This is a genomic window from Arthrobacter sp. GMC3, assembly GCF_002929305.1.
GTDB lineage: Bacteria > Actinomycetota > Actinomycetes > Actinomycetales > Micrococcaceae > Specibacter.
This window is the reverse complement of record NZ_PJIO01000002.1, coordinates 465,358-480,729: the sequence shown is the minus strand read 5'-3', so window position 1 is coordinate 480,729 and position 15,372 is coordinate 465,358. Positions and strand designations below refer to the sequence as shown.

General features: G+C 63.2%; 13 protein-coding genes. 10 read left to right on the top strand and 3 right to left on the bottom strand.

Translation table 11 applies throughout. The annotated features are described in order from the left end of the window. Positions 1-21: 21 nt before the first annotated feature. On the bottom strand, positions 22-753 hold the full coding sequence (locus CXQ94_RS05690; RefSeq protein ID WP_104087218.1) for a FadR/GntR family transcriptional regulator: 732 nt from the start codon (positions 751-753) through the stop codon (positions 22-24). A gap of 389 nt (positions 754-1,142) precedes the next feature. Here CXQ94_RS05690 and CXQ94_RS05685 point away from each other — a divergent pair, with 389 nt between their 5' ends. The 10 genes from CXQ94_RS05685 (at position 1,143) to CXQ94_RS05640 (ending at position 13,740) form a co-directional block, all read left to right on the top strand. After that, positions 1,143-2,768 (top strand): ABC transporter substrate-binding protein, encoded by a 1,626-nt coding sequence (locus CXQ94_RS05685; RefSeq protein ID WP_104087217.1) that lies wholly within the window; start codon positions 1,143-1,145, stop codon positions 2,766-2,768. 137 nt (positions 2,769-2,905) lie between these two features. Beyond that, positions 2,906-3,862 carry an ABC transporter permease gene (locus CXQ94_RS05680; RefSeq protein ID WP_104087216.1) on the top strand — a complete coding sequence of 319 codons (957 nt, stop codon included), beginning with the start codon at positions 2,906-2,908 and terminating at the stop codon, positions 3,860-3,862. 3 nt (positions 3,863-3,865) lie between these two features. Beyond that, the gene (locus CXQ94_RS05675) at positions 3,866-5,899 is read left to right on the top strand and encodes a dipeptide/oligopeptide/nickel ABC transporter permease/ATP-binding protein (protein WP_104087215.1); all 2,034 of its coding nucleotides are present in this window, start codon (positions 3,866-3,868) and stop codon (positions 5,897-5,899) included. Then, a complete protein-coding gene (locus CXQ94_RS05670; RefSeq protein WP_104087214.1) occupies positions 5,899-6,720 on the top strand; it encodes an ATP-binding cassette domain-containing protein in 822 nt (273 codons plus the stop codon). The genes CXQ94_RS05675 and CXQ94_RS05670 overlap by 1 nt, the downstream gene beginning before the upstream one ends. A 119-nt stretch (positions 6,721-6,839) precedes the next feature. Further along, complete coding sequence (locus tag CXQ94_RS05665; RefSeq protein WP_258066768.1) at positions 6,840-7,769, top strand: dihydrodipicolinate synthase family protein; 930 nt, start codon at positions 6,840-6,842, stop codon at positions 7,767-7,769. A 170-nt stretch (positions 7,770-7,939) separates the two neighbouring features. After that, positions 7,940-8,869, top strand: coding sequence for an ROK family protein (locus tag CXQ94_RS05660; RefSeq protein WP_104087213.1), 930 nt, complete (start codon positions 7,940-7,942; stop codon positions 8,867-8,869). 33 nt (positions 8,870-8,902) lie between these two features. Beyond that, a complete protein-coding gene (locus tag CXQ94_RS05655; RefSeq protein ID WP_104087212.1) occupies positions 8,903-9,589 on the top strand; it encodes an N-acetylmannosamine-6-phosphate 2-epimerase in 687 nt (228 codons plus the stop codon). A 37-nt stretch (positions 9,590-9,626) separates the two neighbouring features. Beyond that, positions 9,627-10,577 (top strand): alpha/beta hydrolase, encoded by a 951-nt coding sequence (locus CXQ94_RS05650; RefSeq protein WP_104087211.1) that lies wholly within the window; start codon positions 9,627-9,629, stop codon positions 10,575-10,577. A gap of 182 nt (positions 10,578-10,759) precedes the next feature. Next, the gene (locus tag CXQ94_RS05645) at positions 10,760-11,707 is read left to right on the top strand and encodes an ABC transporter ATP-binding protein (protein ID WP_181034086.1); all 948 of its coding nucleotides are present in this window, start codon (positions 10,760-10,762) and stop codon (positions 11,705-11,707) included. Further along, complete coding sequence (locus tag CXQ94_RS05640; protein ID WP_104087210.1) at positions 11,704-13,740, top strand: YhgE/Pip family protein; 2,037 nt, start codon at positions 11,704-11,706, stop codon at positions 13,738-13,740. Before CXQ94_RS05645 ends, CXQ94_RS05640 begins: the two co-directional genes overlap by 4 nt. A 35-nt stretch (positions 13,741-13,775) precedes the next feature. Here the strand turns inward: CXQ94_RS05640 and CXQ94_RS05635 are convergent, their stop codons facing one another. Further along, on the bottom strand, positions 13,776-14,297 hold the full coding sequence (locus CXQ94_RS05635) for a histidine phosphatase family protein (protein WP_104087209.1): 522 nt from the start codon (positions 14,295-14,297) through the stop codon (positions 13,776-13,778). A gap of 170 nt (positions 14,298-14,467) precedes the next feature. Continuing rightward, on the bottom strand, positions 14,468-15,319 hold the full coding sequence (locus CXQ94_RS05630; RefSeq protein ID WP_104087208.1) for a winged helix-turn-helix domain-containing protein: 852 nt from the start codon (positions 15,317-15,319) through the stop codon (positions 14,468-14,470). Between the last annotated feature and the right edge of the window lie 53 nt (positions 15,320-15,372).

Below are 15,372 nucleotides of genomic sequence, written 5' to 3'. Positions count from 1 at the left end.
CGCGGGGTAGTGGGAGGTGCTTTAGACGGCGCTGACGAACTGGATAATCTTGGCCCTGATGCCGTCAAAGTGGCGGCTGAGCAGATTCGAGGCCGTGACGGCGTCCTTGGAGGCAACGGCGTCGTAGATGGCGCGGTGCTGGGCCGCGGTGTTCACCAGATCCGAGCCGCCGGTCCCAATCTCCAGGTGGATCTTGCGGTATACCTTCCAAAAAACGCTCATCAGATTCATGAGCAGCTCATTGTTAAGGGGCTCAAAGAGCAGCCGGTGGAATTCGGCGTCGGCCTCGGCGAAGGTCTCCCCGGTAGCCGCCAGCATCTCCATCTTGGCCACCGCTGCTTCGATGAGGACCAGGTGCTCGTCGCTAACCTCGGCGATGCAGGCCCCGATGAGCCCTGATTCCAGGGCCTGGCGAATGTCAACAAGCTGAAGCGCCTCAAGCCCTTCATGGCGCAGGGAAAGCCGGCCTCGGAAGGTCAGACCGTCGGCCAAGGCGTCGAAGTTGCTCGGCGCCACGAACATCCCAAAGCCATGGCGGATTTCGATGACGCCCAGGGCCTGCAAAACCTTCAGTGATTCACGCAAGGTGTTGCGCCCGACGCCCAGAACTTCGGAGAGTTCACTCTCGGTGGGCATGGGGTCACCCGCATCCAGATCGCGATCCAGAATAAGTTCCATAATGTCTGCCTGCAGGGCGCGCAAACGCGCCTGGGCGCTAAATCGCGCCTTGGGCAATAATGTGGAGGTGGACAACGAGGCTCCCCTATCTTGGCGCTCATGATACCGGCGTTCGCCCAAGTCAGGCGAATGCTCGGGACGTGACTTATGACATAGAATATCGGATGTCCCACGACTTGCCTACATAATGGCATATGCGTCCCTACTGACGCTCTCAGCGGCAGCCTTCTCGCACCTTACCTTGCCACGAAGCCTGCCCCTGATAACAAAACAACCACCACACCCAGTCGTTCACAGAGCCGTGCCCCTGGATCTAAGATTCCTTGCCGGGTGAGCCAAAAGGCTTGTTGCTAAAACGAGACCTTAGCCACTTGACCAATGGCTGTGACCGCTATTACAGTTTCCCTATAAGCATCGGACGTCCTACATCCGATAACTAACATACGAAATGGTGAGTCAACAGAATGAGCAATACTCTTCAGAACCTGCCTCTGAACAAGGCTTCACGCCGCACGTTCCTCAAGGCCGCAGGCGTCCTTGGAACTGCAACTGCTTTCACCGCAACCCTCGCCGCATGCGGTGGCTCCTCCAAGCCCTCCACTTCCGGATCTGCCAGCGCCGCCGCTGTCAACAAGGATGGCTCCATCGAGGCTGGCATCTCTTACTCACTGTCCACCGGCTTCGACCCGATGAGCTCCTCCGGCGCCACCCCGCTGGCCGCCAACCTGCACATCTTCGAAGGCCTGGTTGAACTCCACCCGGCAACGCGTGAGCCTTACAACGCTCTCGCCGCCGCCGACCCCAAGAAGATCGACGATAAGACCTACCAGGTCACCATCCGCGACGGCGCCAAGTTCCACGACGGCACCCCGGTCACCACCGATGACGTTGCGTACTCGTTCGAGCGTGTTCTGGATCCGGCCAACAAGGCCCTGTTCGCACAGTTCATCTTCTTCATCGACTCCGTAAAGGCTGTTGACGCCAAGACCGTCGAGTTCAAGCTCAACACCGCGTTCGCCGGCTTCGGCCCGCGCATCTCCGTGGTCAAGGTTGTCCCGAAGGCCATCGCCTCGGCAGATCAGAAGGCGTTCGACGCCAAGCCGATCGGTACCGGCCCGTACAAGTTCGTTTCCGCAGCCAAGGACGACAAGATCGTCTTCGCCCGCAACGACGACTACAACGGCCCGAAGCCTGCCCTCGCCAAGGACATGACCTGGTTCCTGCTCTCCGATGCCAGCGCCCGCGTCACCGCCATGCAGTCCGGCCGCGTTCAGGCGATCGAGGATGTTCCCTACCTGGATGTTGACGCCCTGAAGGCGAAGGTTACGGTTGAGTCCGTTCAGTCCTTCGGCCTGATGTTCCTCATGTTCAACCTGAGCCGCGCACCGTTCGATAAGAAGGAAGTCCGCCAGGCACTGCATTACGCCCTGGACAAGGAAGCCATCATCAAGACGGCCCTGCTGGGCAACGGCACGGCAGCCTCCTCCTACTTCCAGGAAGGCAGCCCGAACTACCAGAAGGCTTCCACGGTTTACACCTTCGACGCTGCCAAGGCCAAGTCCTTGCTCGCCAGCGCCGGTGTTACCGACCTGAAGGTGACCCTGACCAGCACGGATACCGCCTGGGTCAAGGACGTTGTCCCGCTGATCAAGAAGAACTGGGATGCCGTCGGCGTCACCACCACCTTGGAGATCCTGGCTTCCTCGGCCGTCTACGCCCCCGAAAAGGTGGGTGGCCTGAACTACGACGTCGTCGCAGCCCCCGGCGATCCCTCGGTCTTCGGTAACGACGCCGACATCTTGCTGAGCTGGTTCTTCCGCGGAAACACCTGGGCCAAGAACCGCTTCGCCTGGAGCGATACCGCCGAGTACAAGCAGGTTCAGACCAAGCTTGACGCAGCACTGGCCGCTACCCCGGATGACGCCAAGAAGCTCTACAAGGAAATCATCGACATCATCGCCGAGCAGGCGCCGCTGTACCCGATCTTCCACCGCAAGCTGCCCACCGCATGGGATCCGAAGAAGCTGGTTGGTTTCCAGCCGCTGCCCACCACGGGCGTAGCATTCGTCGGTGTAGGCCGAACCGCTTAATTTCTTTACCTTGCAACACAGACCGGAGGGGCTGTGGCCCTTAGGCCACGGCCCCTCCCGTCTCACATCACATTTACTATGACGCGGCCCACAGTTGCTCCCAACATCGTGCCGCAATTAGAACCGGAGTATGTACATTGGCAAACTTTTTGCGACTGCTAGGACGCAGGCTCGCAGCACTACCGTTGATGATCTTGGGTGTCACCCTGCTCGTCTTCGTGGTGTTGCAGTTCGCCCCTGGTGACCGTGCCGTCGCGGCACTGGGCGAAGGAGCCTCACCCGAGGCCCTCGAACAGTACCGCCAGGTTAACGGTCTCAACGACCCCCTCTTCATTCAGTACTTTGGCTACCTGGGCCGCCTCATTAGGGGCGATTTCGGTACCACGCTGCCGCCGGCAAAACCCATCACCGAGGTTATTGCCAGCGCCTTCCCTGTGACCTTGCAGCTGACGTTTCTGGGCGTCCTGATAGCAGTCGTCATTTCCCTTGTCTTCGGTGTACTTGCCGCTCTCTACCGCGACACCTGGGTTGACCAGGTCATCCGCGTCTTCTCAATCGCCGCCATCGCCACACCCTCCTTCTGGTTGGGCATCTTGCTCATCCAGTGGTTCGCGCTTGGTGAGAACTCCTTGTTCCCCTCCGGCGGGCTCGCAGATCCCTCCGAGGGCTTTGCCGGCTGGCTCAGCTCCATGACGCTGCCGGCCCTCGCCCTGGCCGTCCCGGTCTCGGCCTCGCTGATCCGCGTGGTCCGCACCTCCATGGTGGAAGAACTTGACCGCGACTACGTCCGCACCGCCATCGGCAACGGTGTCCCGTACTTCACCGTGGTGTCCCGCAACGTTCTGCGCAACGCCCTGGTCACACCGGTAACCGTGCTGGGTCTTCGCATCGGCTACTTGCTGGGCGGCGCCGTCGTGATTGAAATGATCTTCTCCCTGCCCGGCATGGGCCAGCAGATCCTCAACGGCATCACCAACTCCGACACCAACCTGGTTCAGGGCGTGGTCCTGGTGATCGCCGTGACGTTCGTGCTGGTCAACATCCTGGTGGACCTTCTTTACCTGCTCATCAACCCCCGAATCAGGACGGTCTAAGTCATGCGAAGCAAACTAGCCGAACGGCTCAGCGCGCCGGGCCTGCGCTTCAAGGCCCTGACTTTGGGCTCCAAATTGGCCCTTCTGTTCCTGCTCTTCATCGTTGTTGTAGCCATTCTGGCACCCTGGATTGCACCGCACGATCCCTTGGAAACAGGCGACCCCGCCCAGGCCCCGAGCGCCGTCCACTGGTTCGGCACCGACCGGATTGGCCGTGACGTCCTTTCCCGCCTGATGTACGGCGCCCGAGCATCCTTGATGATCGGTCTTGGTGCGGTTGCCTTGGCAATCATTGTTGGCGCCACTTTGGGTTCCTTTGCGGCGACCTCCTCCAAGGCCGTCAACGAAGTCATCATGCGCATCATGGATATCCTCATGGCGTTCCCGGGTATCGCCCTGGCCGCGGTGCTGCTGACAGCGTTCGGCAACTCGGTGCCCACCATCATCGTCGCTATCGGCATCATCTACACCCCGCAGATTGCCCGCGTGGTCCGTGCCAACGTTTTGGCCCAGTACGGCGAGGACTATGTCCGGGCCGAACGAGTCATTGGTGCCGGCCGCGCCTACATCATGCTCAAGCACATTGTGCGCAACACCGCCGCCCCCGTCCTGGTTTTTGCCACCGTCATGGTTGCAGACGCCATCATCTTGGAAGCCTCCTTGTCCTTCTTGGGCGCCGGTATCCAAGACCCCAACCCCAGCTGGGGCAACGTCATCTCCTACGGCCGTAACCTGGTGCTCTCCGGCGGCTGGTGGGCAACCACCTTCGCCGGCCTGGTCATCTTGCTGACGGTGCTGTCGTTGAACATCCTGGCCGAAGGTTTGACCGACGCCATGGTGAACCCGAAGCTGCGCAAGGCTGCTCCGGTGAAGGACGACGACGGTTCAGCCGCCGCCGCCCTGGAGCTCGCCAAGGCCGATGCTGCCGCACGTGCCGCCATCGAGGATCCCTTCGCGGCACTGAACAAGGAACTACTCCTGTTGCAGGCCGTGGAAAACTCCCGCTCGGACCGCCTCCCGCAGGTGGGCCCCGAAGCCAGGGTGATCCTGGAGGTCAACAACCTTTCCATCCGTTTCCCCGGACGCTTTGGCGAAACCCCCATCGTGGACAGGGTCTCCTTCACCGTCCGCGAAGGCGAAACCATGGGCCTGGTGGGCGAGTCCGGTTGTGGCAAGTCCATCACCTCCCTGGCCATCATGGGCCTGCTGCCAAAGACCGCCCAGGTCACCGGCTCCATTAAGTTCGACGGCAAGGAACTGCTGGACCCCGCCATCAAGCACAGCTCCGTCAAGGCCTATGAAGGCCTGCGCGGCGAGCAGATCGCCATGGTCTACCAGGATGCGTTGAGCTCGCTCAACCCGTCCATGCTGATCAAGGATCAGATGCTCCAGCTCACCAAGCGCAATGGTCGCAAGACCCCGCGTGAACTGTTGGAACTGGTGAAGTTGGATCCGGACCGTACGCTCAAGAGCTACCCGCATGAGCTTTCCGGTGGGCAGCGCCAGCGCGTGCTGATCGCCATGGCTCTGTCCCGCTCACCCAAGATTGTGGTGGCAGATGAGCCCACCACGGCCTTGGACGTTACGGTGCAAAAGCAGGTTGTTGACTTGCTGAATGAGCTGCGCGAGCAGCTTGGCTTCGCCATGGTGTTCGTCAGCCACGACCTGGCCTTGGTGGCCTCCCTGGCCCACAAGATCACCGTCATGTACGCCGGACAGGTGGTGGAGTCGGCACAGGCTTCCGAGCTGCTCTCCCACCCGACCCACGAATACACCCGTGGCCTGCTCGGTGCCGTGCTTTCCATCGAGTCCGACGCCGTTCGCCTGCACCAGATCCCCGGTACGGTTCCCTCGCCCCGCGAGTTTGCCACCGGAGACCGGTTTGCCGGACGCTCACAGCGCCCGGACTCCGACCCGTCGCAGAAGCTGGCGTTTGTTCCGCTCACCCGTGACGGTGTCACCACCGATCACTTCTGGGCCAGTCACAAGGCCGAAGATGCACTGGCAGTTTCCGGCGCAGATAAGGAAAACGCATAATGAGCAAGCACACAGCTGCCGTTTCCGGAACCACCCCGGTCATTGAGCTCAAGGACTTGCACGTCCACCACCGGACACGCTCCGGTGGCCTGTTCAAGCCGAACTACGTCAAGGCCGTCAACGGCGTGAACTTCTCCATCAGCCGCGGCGAGACCGTAGGCATTGTTGGCGAGTCAGGCTGTGGCAAGTCCACACTGGCCTCAGTGCTGGTGGGCCTGCAGACGCCCACCTCCGGCGAGGTGCTGTTCCATGGCAAGCCCGCCATCAAGCGCAACGCCGCCATGCGCAAGGAATTCGGCCGGTCCGTCTCCGTGGTCTTCCAGGACCCCTCGACGGCACTGAACCCGCGCATGACCATCCAGGACATCCTGGTTGATCCGCTGGCGATTCACGGCATTGGCAACGGTGCATCGCGCCTGGCCAAGGTCGCGGAACTGCTGGCGCTGGTTGGTTTGCCGCAGTCGGCAGCCGAGGTCACGCCGTCGCAAGTTTCCGGCGGACAGCGCCAGCGCGTGGCAATTGCCCGCGCACTGGCCCTGGACCCGGACATCATCGTGGCGGATGAGCCCACCTCGGCCCTGGACGTTTCCGTCCGCGCCCAGGTGCTCAACCTGCTCTCGGATCTGAAGAAGGAACTGAACCTGGGCATGGTTTTCATCAGCCATGACATCCAGACAGTCCGCTACGTCTCTGACCGTATCTGCGTCATGTACTACGGCGAGATTGTGGAACAGGGCTCCGCTGAGCAAATCTTCGACAACCCCACCAACGACTACACCAAGAAGCTGCTCGGCGCTGCGCCGTCGCTCCTTCACATTTAGTCCCCGTGTCCTCCCGCTTTGGCGCTCCGCACCAAAGCGGGCCCTCGGGCATGTGGGCCCACCACATGCCCGAGGCCCTCGTTTTCCCCTATCGATCACCAATATTTTGGAGTAATACCGTGACTACTGTCGCTTCCCGTTTCCAGGGCGTCATCCCGCCCGTCTGCACCCCCCGCACCGCCGAAGGCGCCATTGACGTTCCCTCCTTGGAGAACCTCACCCGCCACCTGCTCGATGGCGGCGTCACCGGCCTGTTCGTCAACGGCTCCTCCGGCGAGGTCACCCACATGACCAACGACGAGCGCGACACCGTACTGACCACCATTGCCGGCGTCAACGCCGGACAGGTACCCCTGCTGGTTGGTGCTGTTGAGCAGACCACCAACCGCGTTGTTGAAGAAGCCCGCCGCATGGTGTCCCTGGGCGCCGACGGCATCGTGGCCACAAGCCAGTACTACGCCATCAGCAACGCCGAAGAGACCGGCCGCCACATCCGCACCGTGGCAGCTTCCGTTGACGTTCCCCTGTTCGTCTACGACGTCCCGGTACGCACCCACTTCAAGATGCCCACTGACCTGCTCCTGGAGCTGGGCCGCGAAGGCGTCATTGCCGGTGTCAAGGACTCCTCCGGTGACGACGTTTCCTTCCGCCAGCTGCTGATCGGCGCCCGCGACATCCCGAACTTTGACATCTTCACCGGCCACGAAGTGGTTGTTGACGGTGCACTGCTCGGCGGCGCACAGGGTGTGGTTCCGGGCTTGGGCAACGTTGACCCGAAGGCCTACCGTCGCCTGTACGACCTCTCCGTTGCTGGCGACTGGGCCGGTGCCGCTGCCGAGCAGGACCGCATCGCCGACGTCTTCAACATCGTCTACACCCCGAAGGCTGGCCGTGTTTCCGGCAACGCCGCAGGCCTGGGCGCCTTCAAGACCGCCCTGGTTCTGATGGGCATCATCAAGACCAACGTCATGAGCGCACCGATGCTCCCGTTGGACGAAGATGAGACCCTGGCCATCAAGGTAATCCTTGAGCGCACCGGATTGATCTAGTCCCCAGCTCCTCCCCGATCGTTGGTCGCTAGCGACCAACGATCGGGGTCCCTCGGAGCTGTGGGCCCAACCTTTTGGTAGTTAGGGTGCGTGGGCCCCATCGTGGCCCACGCACCCGAAGGTTGGTGGCACTCTTTTTTGCTTGATTTGAACTTTTTGAAGGACTCTTTATGCGGTACGTAGTTGGTGTTGACCTTGGCGGAACCAAAACGGCAGCCGGTGTGGTGGCCGAGGACGGCACCGTCCTGGTCCAGGGGCAGATCCCCACGAAGAACCGCGACGGAGGCGAGGCCATCCTGGATGCCACCGCCGTGCTGGTGGCGTTCCTGATTGAGCGTGCAGCCGAGCAAGGCGCCGTCGTCGAGGCCGTGGGTGTTGGCTCGGCCGGTGTCATCAACGCCGCCGAGGGAACCGTCATCTCCGCCACCGACGCAATCCTTGGCTGGACCGGAACCCACATCACGGACGGCCTGACACAGCGACTGGGACTGCCCTGCGCCGTAGTTAATGACGTGCACGCCCACGCGCTGGGCGAGGCCTGGCTCGGCGCCGGTGCTGGCGCCGCCACCTCACTCATGGTTGCCTTCGGCACTGGTGTGGGCGGCAGCTTTGTTGTTGACGGCCAGCCGCTGCTGGGCCACCACTTTGTGGGCGGCCACGTGGGCCACTTCGCCTCCCCTTACGCCTACCACGACGGCGCCGCCATCCCCTGTTCGTGTGGCCACGCCGGGCACGTGGAGGCCATCGCCTCCGGCCCTGCCATTCACGAGGCCTACCTGCGCTTTGGTGGTTCGCCGTCCGTGCCGGACACCCGTGAGGTGTTTGAGCTGGCCCGGGGCGGGGACGCCGCCGCGCTGAAGGCCATTGGCGTGGGTGCCGGTGCCGCAGGGCAGGCCGTGGGCGGGCTGATCAACATTCTGGACCCCGGCGTGGTAGTCATCTCCGGAGGCCTGGCCGATGCCGGCGAGCTCTGGTGGGCTGCCATGGAACGGGCATTGCGGGCGGAGCTGCTGGCACCCCTGGCACACGTCCGCGTTGTCCGCGCCTCATTGGGGAACACCGCGGCCATGGTGGGCGCAGCCTCCCTGGTCCTTGCCTAAATTCTTTCGTTCATCCCTTCCTTAGGAGTCACCGTGACGCTGAAACTGACCAACTTCGATTCCCTGTCCGGCCAACTGGTGGTTTCCGCCCAGGCGTACCCGGGCGAACCCATGCGGGACCCTCGCACCACGGCCCAGGTGGCGGCGTCGGCCGTTATTGGCGGAGCCGCAGCAATCCGGGTGCAAGGTATTGCCGACATCCAGTTCACGCGCGCCGCAGTGGAGGTCCCCGTAATCGGTTTGTGGAAGGACGGCCACGACGGCGTCTTCATCACGCCCACTCTCCAGCACGCACTGTCCTGCGCGAGCGCCGGGGCGCACATCGTGGCTATTGACGGCACCCGCCGGCCCCGCCCGGACGGCCTGACCCTGGCCGAAACGATCGCCGGCATCCATGCACAGTCCAACGCCCTGGTCATGGCGGACTGCGGGTCTCTCGAGGATGCCATTGCCGCAGCCGAGGGTGGCGCAGATCTGATCGGCACTACCTTGGCCGGGTACTCGGGCGAACGCCCCAAGACCGACGGACCCGACCTGGAGCTCATTGCCCAGATCGCAGCAGCAGAACTGGGCAAGCCGTTGATCGCCGAAGGCCGCATCCACTCCCCCGCCCAGGCCCGCCAGGCCCTGGACGCCGGAGCCTTTGCCGTGGTGGTTGGCACCGCCATCACCCATCCGGCCACCATTACCGGCTGGTTCAAGGACGCCCTGGGCGCCTAGGCTCCCCCAACCTGACTCCCGAAAGGACGCCCCCGTCTTGAACTTCTTCGACCGAGTGGACCCGCAGCTGCAAGCAGGTGTTGAATTCCTGGTGGGCCGCACCCCTCCGGCAACACCGGATGAGCTGGTCATCATGCGCGAGGCAAACATTGCCCGTCGTCCCGGCTTGCCTGCGGAGCTGACCGACGCGGTGACTATTGCCGACCACGTGGCACCGGGCGAAAAAGTGGACGTGGCCTTGCGCAGCTACCGTCCAGCCACCGCTGCGGGGGCGTTGCCGGGCCTGTTCTGGATCCACGGCGGCGGCATGGTGGCCGGCAGTATGGCCGAGGACGATCTCTACTGCCTGAAACTGGCGGCGTCGACTGGCCTTGTTGTGGTGTCAGTGGAGTATCGTCTGGCGCCCGAGCACCCCTTCCCGGCAGCACTCGACGACGCCTACCAGGGGCTGCTGTGGACCGCAGCCAATGCCGGCTCGCTGGGCATCGACCCGGACCGCCTGGCAATTGGTGGCGCCAGCGCCGGCGGCGGCATTGCCGCAGGCACGGTGCTGCGCGCCCGCGATGAGAAGGGCCCGGCATTGAGGCTGCAATATCTGGCGTATCCGATGCTCGATGACCGGGACCACACTCCCTCCAACTATGAATTCGCTGGCATTCCCTCCTGGAACCGCGAACGCAACACGCTGGCTTGGCAGTGGCTGCTGGGCCCCGACCATGAAACCGACAGGGTTAGCGAGTACGCGGCACCGGCCCGGGCCACCGATTTGTCCGGGCTGCCGCCCGCGATGATCCAGGTCGGTGAACTGGACCTGTTCAGGGATGAGGACTTTGATTACGCTGCGCGACTTTTGCGCGCCGGTGTGCCCACCGAATTTCAGGTCTACGCCGGCGTCTATCACGGCTCCGACGGCCTTGTCCCGGATGCCGATGTGAGTATACGGTTCCTCCGCGATCGCGACGAGGCCCTGCTGCGGGCCCTGCGCTAAGCGTTGATGCCGGTGGTTGGGTCAAACCGCCGGCATCAACGCTTTAACGGATTCGCGATGGGGCTGACGCCGCAGGGCGTTGTGTGAAAAGGTGGCAGAAGAACCGGTACGTGCATTTCTTGCACCGACCGGTCAGTTCTGATAACTTGATGCAGCTCGCCTCACCGTCTAAGGAGCGCCCCATGCTCACCACCAGCCAGCTGCACATTGATGGACGCCATCACACGTTGCTGCCCGCTACCACCGTCGAAGCCCACAAGGCAGAGGTGCTCCTCATCCAAGCCGATGGGCAGGAGCGGCGCACGGCCCTGGCACTTGCCTTGAGCGGGCGCATGAAGCCCTCCAGCGGTTCCGTCAGCCTTGGCCACGACGGCTCCATGGCGGCCTTGCGTCAACGCAGCGCCATTGTCGACTCCCCCGATGTCAACGCGCCGGAACACCACCTCACGGTCCGCTCCCTGGTCTCAGAGGACTTGGCGCTTGTTCCGCTGGCGTTCCGGGACCGCACCCGCCCCACCGCCTGGCTGGTGAAGCACGGGTTCCGGGACATCCTGGAGCAGTGGGTAGAGGCCCTGGCCCCGGGACGGTTGCTGCATCTTCAGTTGGAACTGGCCCTGGCCAACCAATTTGTTGACCTGCTGGTGGTGGACTCCCCCGACCGGCATACCGCCGATCCTTCTGTCTGGCTTCCGCTCCTGCAACAGGCCGCCGCCGGAGAACTGGGCCATGCGCCCGACGCACCTGCAGACACCCCGCCGCGGCCTCTGATGGTGATTGGCGTGGTGGGCCGGCTTCCCGACGACTGGACGGGCCCTTCAGCCCTGGCCGGCAACGCCACGGCGGGCCCTGTTACGCAAGCCCAGCCTGCACCCGAGCAGACTAACGACGCCGAGGATCCCGGCGATCCGGCGCTGACAGAGCGGCTGCCTGTTGCCGAGCCCGGGCCCGCAGCCCCGGACCCTGCCCCCCATCCGGACCCAGCCCCGTCGGCGACAGAGGCCGAGGAGCAAACTCGGCCCTCCGGCGTCGTACTTGACGCACCTATTGCCAGCGAACCAGAAGCGGAGACCCCACCCATGCGTGTGGACAGCGGCGACGATCGAACTCAGGGAGCAGGTGGGCAGCGATGACCGTTTTCCGTTTGGCCCTTTCCGAACTCAAGCGCATGACCGGCGGGATACTGCCCAAACTGACAATCGTGGCACTGGTGATGGTGCCGTTGCTGTACGGGGCCGTGTACTTGTACGCCAACTGGGATCCGTATGGCAACCTCAACCAGCTCAAGGCCGCCGTGGTGGTCCAAGACGTTGGCGCCGTCACCAAGGACGGCAAGAAGCTGGACGTTGGCAAGGAGGTGGCACAAAACCTGGTGGATGGAAAGAAGTTCGACTGGCAGCTAGTGCCCACACCCGAAGAAGCGAACACGGGAGTGAAAAATGGCGATTTTGCCTTCGCCCTGATCATCCCGCCGGAATTCTCCGCCAATCTGGCGTCGCCGGAAAACTTTGACGCGGCCAAACAGGCGATGCTGACGGTGACCACCAACGACGCTAACAATTACCTGCTGACCTCAATTGTGGACAAAGTGACAACGCAGGTTCATGCCTCCGTGGCGCAGCAGGTCGGCCAGCAAACGGCCAACGCACTACTTAGCGGCTACGGCACCATTCACGCGCAATTGGTGCAGGCTGCCGATGGTGCGAAACAGCTAGCCGACGGAGCCGCAACCCTGGATTCCGGCGTAGGTACCCTGAAAAGCGGCACATCCGAGCTACTGACGGGCGCAGACGCCCTCGCCGCAGGCCAGGTAAAACTCGAAGCTGGTGCGAACCAACTACTCTCGGGTGCCTCGGCACTGGATAAGGGATTGGGCCAGTTGGAGACGCAGACCGCCACCCTGCCCGCCGACACTCAGAAGCTCTCCGATGGAGCGGCCGCCGTCGCTGCCGGAAATGCGGCCTTGAATGAGAAGGTGCAGGGCGCCATTGGCACCGCCGGGCAACTGGACGGTGCCGTCACGTCGACCATAAACGACCGACTGGACGCGCTGGTATCCGCCGGCACCATCACTTCCGCGCAGGCAGCCCAGATCCGCAGTTCGTTGGCCGCGGCCGCGACGAGTCCCACAGTGACCGATCTGAAGGCGAAGCTGGCAAGCGACGCCGCCGACATTCAAAAGCTGGCCGCCGGGTCCCAGGCCGTTGCCGACGGAGCCGCCAAACTGGCAAGTGCGACGCCGACCCTGACCGCGGCGATTGCGCAAGCTCACGCCGGGGCTGGCTCCCTCGCCACGGGTGCCGGAACCCTTGTTGCGGGCCAGAATTCGGCCCTGGATGGCGCCAACCAGCTCGCTGCCGGCGCACAGAAGCTCGATACTGGTGCAGGCGATCTGAAGGACGGTTCCGCCAAGCTCTCCGCTGGCGCCACCGAACTGTCCACCCAGTTGCGCAACGGGGCCGGGTCTGTGCCCGATCCGAACGATAAGACCAAAGAGAACGCATCGAATGTCATCTCCGATCCGGTGAAGGTCAACTCGGTATCGCAAGCACAAGCCCCCAACTATGGTTCGGGACTGGCGCCGTTCTTCCTGGTGCTGGCCTTATGGATTGGTGCGTTCATGCTGGTGCAGGCCATGCGGCCGCTGACGCTGCGCGCGTTGGCGTCCAACGCGCCGTCGTGGAAGATCGCCTTGGGCGGCTGGCTACCGTTTGCCGCGGTCTCCACCGTTCAGGCGCTGTTACTGTACTCCGTGGTGAAGTTTGGCTTGGGGCTAGAACCAAGCCATCCATGGCTCACCCTGGGCTTGCTGGTGCTCGCTTCGCTGGCCTTCACGGCGCTCATTCAAGGCATTGTGGCGTTGATGGGCACACCGGGAAAGTTTGTGGTGCTGATTCTGCTGGTGCTGCAGCTCGTTTCCTCGGGCGGCACGTTCCCGTGGCAGACGACACCCGAACCGTTGCACATCATGCATCAAATCTTGCCCATGGGGCATGTGGTGGAGGGCATGCGGCACCTGATTTACGGGGCAGATCTGGCGCCACTGGTGCCCATCTGCCTTGGCTTGCTGGGGTACACGCTGCTGGGCCTTCTGTTCGCCTGGGCAGCGGTGATCAAGAAGAAGACCTGGACGCTTAAGACGCTGATGCCGGAGATTCAGGTGTAGTCCTCTGGTGCATCACGCCCGCTGTGGGGGGCGTGCTAGCGCGGGACCACAAAGTGGGTGACGCGGGCGTCCTGGCCGTCCAGGGTGGCCCAGTCGCCGGTGTGTTCCAGGACGGTGAAGGCACTGGTGGGGTACCCGGAGGCGAGGTTCATGTAGGCGTCCTGGTCTGAATCCCTGCTGGCCAGTCGCAGAGCCACCTCCTGGATGCCCGGCATGTGGCTGATCACCATGAGCGTGGTGACGGTTTCCGGCACGTGGTTGATCACGGACAGGATCCGGGCGGGGCCGGCGGCGTACAGCTCGTCTTCAAGCTTTGGGGTGGGCGCCTTCTCCCCCAGCTGCTGGCACACCCAAGTGCAGGTTTGGCGAGTGCGCAGGGCCGAGGAACACAGGATAAAGTCCGGCACAATGCTGTTCTCAACCAACCATTTGCCAGCCAGCGGCGCCTCATCATGCCCGCGTTGCGCCAGGGGCCTCTCGTGATCCTCGACGCCCAGCGGGAATGCGGCCTTGGAATGGCGCATCAGGATCAGGCGCTTGATGTGGTGTTCGCTCATCCTCACAGTTTAGTGAGTGTTTGGGCCAGTACGACGCCGAACCACTCACCCTGGGTGCCCGGGGGCCGGACACGCTCCACGACCCGTGAGATGTGGCGACTTAGACGGCTCTAAGCCGCCAAAGCTCACGGGTCGCCGCGGAACTCGCCCAGCGTGGGAGGGCGTGGGGACTAGATCGAGTATTCCGGCGCGGCCCAGACAACTACTTCGGGGTGTTCGTAGAAGCGGTAGCCTTCACCGCGGACCGTTCGCACGGTGTTGGCCAGGCGTCCCAGTTTGGAGCGCAGGCGGCGGATGTGAACGTCGATGGTGCGCTCGTTGGGCACCTCGTCAGCGTTGCTCCACAATCCTTCAAGGAGTTCGTCGCGGCCCACGGTGCGGGTCCCGTTTTCAACCAGGTAGTTCAGGAGTTCAAATTCCTTGAACGTCAGGTTCAGGGTTTCGCCGTCGAGGTGGACCTCGCGGCGTGCCAAATCAATCAGGACCCCTGATGGCCGCTGTTCGGTGACTGCGGGAATGCGGGAGGCTTCCTGGCGCTGGCGGTTGAGCACTGTGGGATCGCCAAAGGTTGAGCGAACCACGTCCAGTGCCGACCCCACGGCGTCCGAGGGGGCAATGGCCACCGCCGCGTAGCTTTGGGCCTGGGGCACCAGCGTTTGGGCGTAGGCCCTGATGTCTTGGGCCAGCTTGGCCAGCGACGTTCCTGCCGCGGCCGCGGTGTCCTCATCCACGCCGACGTAGAGAACGAAGCCGCGGGCGACGTTGTCGGTCGAAACGCCACGCAACTTCTCGCTCCCCGCAATGACGGGAGTGGGCGCCGTCATGGGTTGGGCGTCATTGGCGGGAATCGCCCGAAAACGGGAAGTGCTCGCATCTGGCTCGCGACGGTATGCCAGCGGGTTTCCGTAGGGTGACAGATCTTGGTGCAGGCCGCGGTTGAGGGGGTTTTGCGAGCCGTTGCGGGATCCCGCCTTGGCGGCATTGCGAACAGAGATGTGGACGTATCCGGATGCTACAGACATTGAACTACCTAAGAGTATGGCCGCATACTACGGCGCGAATGCTTTCCTCGTGT